The organism is Candidatus Paceibacterota bacterium, from assembly GCA_028714275.1.
In the GTDB taxonomy this organism is placed as follows: domain Bacteria; phylum Patescibacteriota; class Minisyncoccia; order Phycocordibacterales; family CAINVO01; genus CAINVO01.
In genome coordinates, this window is the sequence record JAQTMP010000057.1 from 1 (window position 1) to 3,948 (window position 3,948).

4 protein-coding genes are annotated in these 3,948 nt (G+C 45.2%); all 4 read left to right on the top strand.

Translation table 11 applies throughout. The features are described 5' to 3' along the window. The coding region (locus PHF79_04015; GenBank protein MDD5318945.1) for a methyltransferase domain-containing protein at nucleotides 1-463 on the top strand (463 nt) is incomplete at its 5' end. 3 nt (nucleotides 464-466) lie between these two features. Continuing rightward, the gene (locus PHF79_04020) at nucleotides 467-1,693 is read left to right on the top strand and encodes a hypothetical protein (protein MDD5318946.1); all 1,227 of its coding nucleotides are present in this window, start codon (nucleotides 467-469) and stop codon (nucleotides 1,691-1,693) included. 10 nt (nucleotides 1,694-1,703) lie between these two features. After that, the gene (locus PHF79_04025; GenBank protein ID MDD5318947.1) at nucleotides 1,704-3,635 is read left to right on the top strand and encodes an FkbM family methyltransferase; all 1,932 of its coding nucleotides are present in this window, start codon (nucleotides 1,704-1,706) and stop codon (nucleotides 3,633-3,635) included. Further along, nucleotides 3,632-3,948, top strand: a 317-nt coding sequence (locus PHF79_04030; protein MDD5318948.1) for a UDP-N-acetylglucosamine 2-epimerase, incomplete at its 3' end; no start/stop codon positions are given. The genes PHF79_04025 and PHF79_04030, both read left to right, overlap by 4 nt.

Consider the following 3,948-nt stretch of genomic DNA (forward strand, 5'->3'; position numbering starts at 1 on the left):
GAAAAAAGGCTTGCTGAACCGACACTATCTCGTACTCAACGACGACATAACTGATACAAAATTGGAAGACTGCTTCGAAATGGTGACATGCATAAGCACACTTGAGCACATCGAAAAATACGATCAGGCAGTGAAAAATATGTTCTCGTTGGTCGCGGCAGGTGGGCACGTAGTCCTCACTTTTCCATACAACGAAAAGAGGGGGGTCCACAATGTATACAATGCGGAAGGAACGTCGATGAAAAATCTTCCAGACCACACGACACATGCTTATTCGAGGAAGGATCTGGAGAGATGGTGCACCGAGAATGATGCCGAGATAATCGAACAAGAATACTGGCAGTTCTTTACCGGAGAATATTGGACAGGCGGCGAAATGCTTCCCTATCCAAAAAAAGTATCGAGCAGCGAAAAACATCAGATATCTTGCGTTCTTCTCCGAAAGAATCGTGGGGAAATATAAAACATGAGCCTACAAACAAAGGTAAGAAGCATCGTTCAGCGTACGCGCCTATCATTCCAAAAGAAGGTGGTGCTACCCTTGCGTTTTCCGGGAGTTTTCCGCACCCTAAAAAATAATGAATCGGGCGCGACAATCGATATGGACTCTACTCACTTGAGCTTGGCGATAGACTGGCTTAAAAACACTCAAAATGTGTCAGACTGTCCTGGAATACCGGCCGTTTACGACTTGCTGTCCAATACGTGGGGCAAGCCATACCGAGAGACCACTGGCTATATTATCCCGACTTTCATCACCTACTCAAAGATAACGGGTGATTCTGAGTGCCTAGACCGAGCTGTCAGTATGGGGGATTGGGAAATTGAGGAACAGCACCCAAGCGGAGGCATTGGCGAGCCTCGTGATGACGGCGATCCTGGGTTGAAAATATTTAATACCGGCCAAGTCATTCTTGGTTGGTGTGCTCTATATGACGAAACGAAAAAACAAAAATACCTCGATGCCGCATCGAAAGCCGCTCGGTGGCTCATGGAGAATCAAGAAATGAGTGGCGCGTGGGAAAAATTCTCAAATAACGGACCAAAAACATTTGACGGTCGAGTGGCATGGGCATTGGAAGAAGTTTCAAAAAGATCCGGCGATAAAAAATGTGCGGATGCAGCACGCCGCACCATTGAATGGATACTTATGCAACAGCATGAAAACGGCTGGTTCAGCAACACGAGCCTATCACAACATGGAAAGCCATGGACCCACCTCATAGCCTACACAATAAGCGGACTCTGGGAGTATGGGTACCTGAAAGATGATCGGCGAGTCATGGACGCAGCCGAAAAATCAGCCTTGGCTCTGGCGCGACATTACGTCCAGTTAGAAAAAACAAAATTTCTTTCTGCCACCTTTGACCAAAATTGGCAATCGACGGATAATTACTCTTGCCTCACCGGCAATGCACAACTTGCCTTCATCTGGATACGTATTTTTGAAAAGACAAAAGAAGAGCTTTTTCTAAAGGCGGCCGAAAAAATGATCGAGCAAATGAAGGGTCTGCAGATCAGAAGTACGGCGGATCGACGAATCCTGGGAGGTTTGACTGGCTCACACCCAGTAAGCGGCCCCTATGTCACCTACGGCATACCAAATTGGGGAATAAAGTTTTTTGCCGACATGCTTATCGCTCACGTCAACATAAAAAAGGGGGCTTCTGTTTCTAATCAAATCTTAGGTTAACGATTCCGCCATGATAAAAAAAATACTCAAAAAAATATGCCGACATCCTGCAAGTGTGCTTGCACTTTTTCTAAAAAAGAGCACGCTGACTATCAGAAAAATGCGAGCAAGAATACTTGACGTACACTTCGCCGATCCAAATTATCTCTTCAAGGGAACTTTTACCAAAAATAGCACACTGATCGATGCGGGCTGCGGATTTGACGCCGACTTCTCGATGGAAATGATACGAAAATACAATCTAAAAGCAATTGGAATTGACCCAACAAGAAAACATCAAAAAAGCCTAGCCACCCTTTCAAGAAAAACGGGCGAAAAATTCACCCATCGTCTCATCGCCATCAGCAAAGAAGACGGCCTCATCACATTCAACGAAACTCAGGACAACGTAAGCGGATCTTTGCTGACAAGCCACAACAACATCAAAAAAGATGCTGTGCAAACATACCAAGTCCAATCAGTAAGCCTTGCGAGGCTTCCCGCGTTCTTGGATTTACCATTCATCGAATACATCAAACTCGACCTTGAGGGCGCAGAATATGAGCTTATTGCCAACCTCACAAAAGAACAACTTCTGCCGTACCAGCAGATTTTTATTGAATTTCACCATCACTGCACCCCCTACTCCCAAAAGGATACTTTTAACCGCGTAGAAAAAATGAAGTCTTTCGGCTTCACCGCCTTTACGCTTGACGACCATAATTATCTTTTTTACCGACCGAGTAGTTGGCAGGAAAACAAGACTCGGAAGATCGACTCTCTAAAAAAGATTCGCGTTGTATTCGAACAATGGATACTCCCTGGTTATCGAGTGCCTTTTTTCACGGAATTGGCAAAACACGTTGATCTGGTTTTGGTAGTCAGTAAAGACAAGAAGATCGACGGCTTGAGCAAAGCGGAGAAGGACCTTCCCTTCTCCGTCGTTGCTCTTGAAGAAAATCCCCCTGGAGAGAATGGAACCCTTTATCACCCAGAGATATTTTCGGTTTTATCCAACCACCATGCTGACATTTACGCCTCGTGGGCAGTCCCTCTCACTCAAATATATTCAAAAAAGGAATACCGAGAACGTCTGGGTTCGATAGAAAATTCCCGCGGAGGCAAGGGTGTTGCGACGGTATGGACCGGTTGTGATGGTTTTAAGATTCAGAATTTCTGGAAACATCTCGTCGTGGCTAATTTCCTCGGACCAAAAAGATTTTTGAAGTTTTTGAAAGATCGAATAGCGATGAGTCACGTCAGTCGATTCGTAGTCTATTCAAGTCACACGAAAAGATTCCTTATGATCACAAAGTTTATCCCAGGAAGAAAGATACGCGTGGCCCAAAATGCCATCGATATTTCAACCATCAACGCAAAATACAATGAATGTAAAAAGAAAGGTCTGCGGAAAAAACCCAATAGTCTTATATTTAGCGGGCGCCTGACGGCAGGCAAAGGCATGGAGACCTTGCTTAGAGCCTTAAAAATAGTCGCCACGGAAATTCCCAATATTAGCTTAAAAATCATCGGGGACGGTTCGGGGCGCCAAGGGCTCGAATCTCTTTCGGAGGAACTCAACTTGAAAGAACGGGTTGAATTTTTAGGGAGTATATATGACGAGTCCACACTATGCGAACACCTCTCTCGAGCTACCCTATTTGTAATGCCCGGCCTTGGAGGTCTGGGCTTTAATACGGCAATGGCCTGTGGACTCCCTTCGGTCTATACCAATGCGGATGGAACAGAGAAAGATCTTTTCGAGGAGAGCGGGGCAAACATCAAGTGCGGCTGGTATTTTGACGGATCAACCGACGACTTGGCCAAAAAGATTGTCCTTGCCCTGAAAGATCCCGAAAAACTCGAAGCGGCAGGAGAAGCTGCTGAAGAAAAGATAGTCAGTCGTGTTACCATAAAAAACATGGTGGATCAGTACATGAAAACTTTTCAGGAAATGCTATGAAAAAAAATCCTAAAAAATCTCAAAAGACTCTCAAAATAATGGTCATTGCCGGTGCTAGACCGAATTTCATGAAGATTGCGCCCATTCTCCGAGAATTTAAAAGACATCCTCAGATTACGCCAATTATTGTTCATACGGGGCAACACCATGACCCCCTCATGTCAGACACGTTCTTCAAGAGTTTAGGCATTCCGTCTCCTCACTACAATTTCAGGGGGGTTTCCGCAAGCGCCACCACGTTTATCGGTAATACGATTGTAGAGCTGGATCGATTATACGCGAAGGAACGGCCTGACATTGTTCTTGTTCCAGG

What these genes read in the sequence shown, in the direction of transcription:
- PHF79_04025 (MDD5318947.1), top strand. Translation starts at nt 1,704, where the DNA reads ATGATAAAAAAAATACTCAAAAAAATATGCCGACATCCTGCAAGTGTG.
- PHF79_04020 (MDD5318946.1), top strand. Translation starts at nt 467, where the DNA reads ATGAGCCTACAAACAAAGGTAAGAAGCATCGTTCAGCGTACGCGCCTA.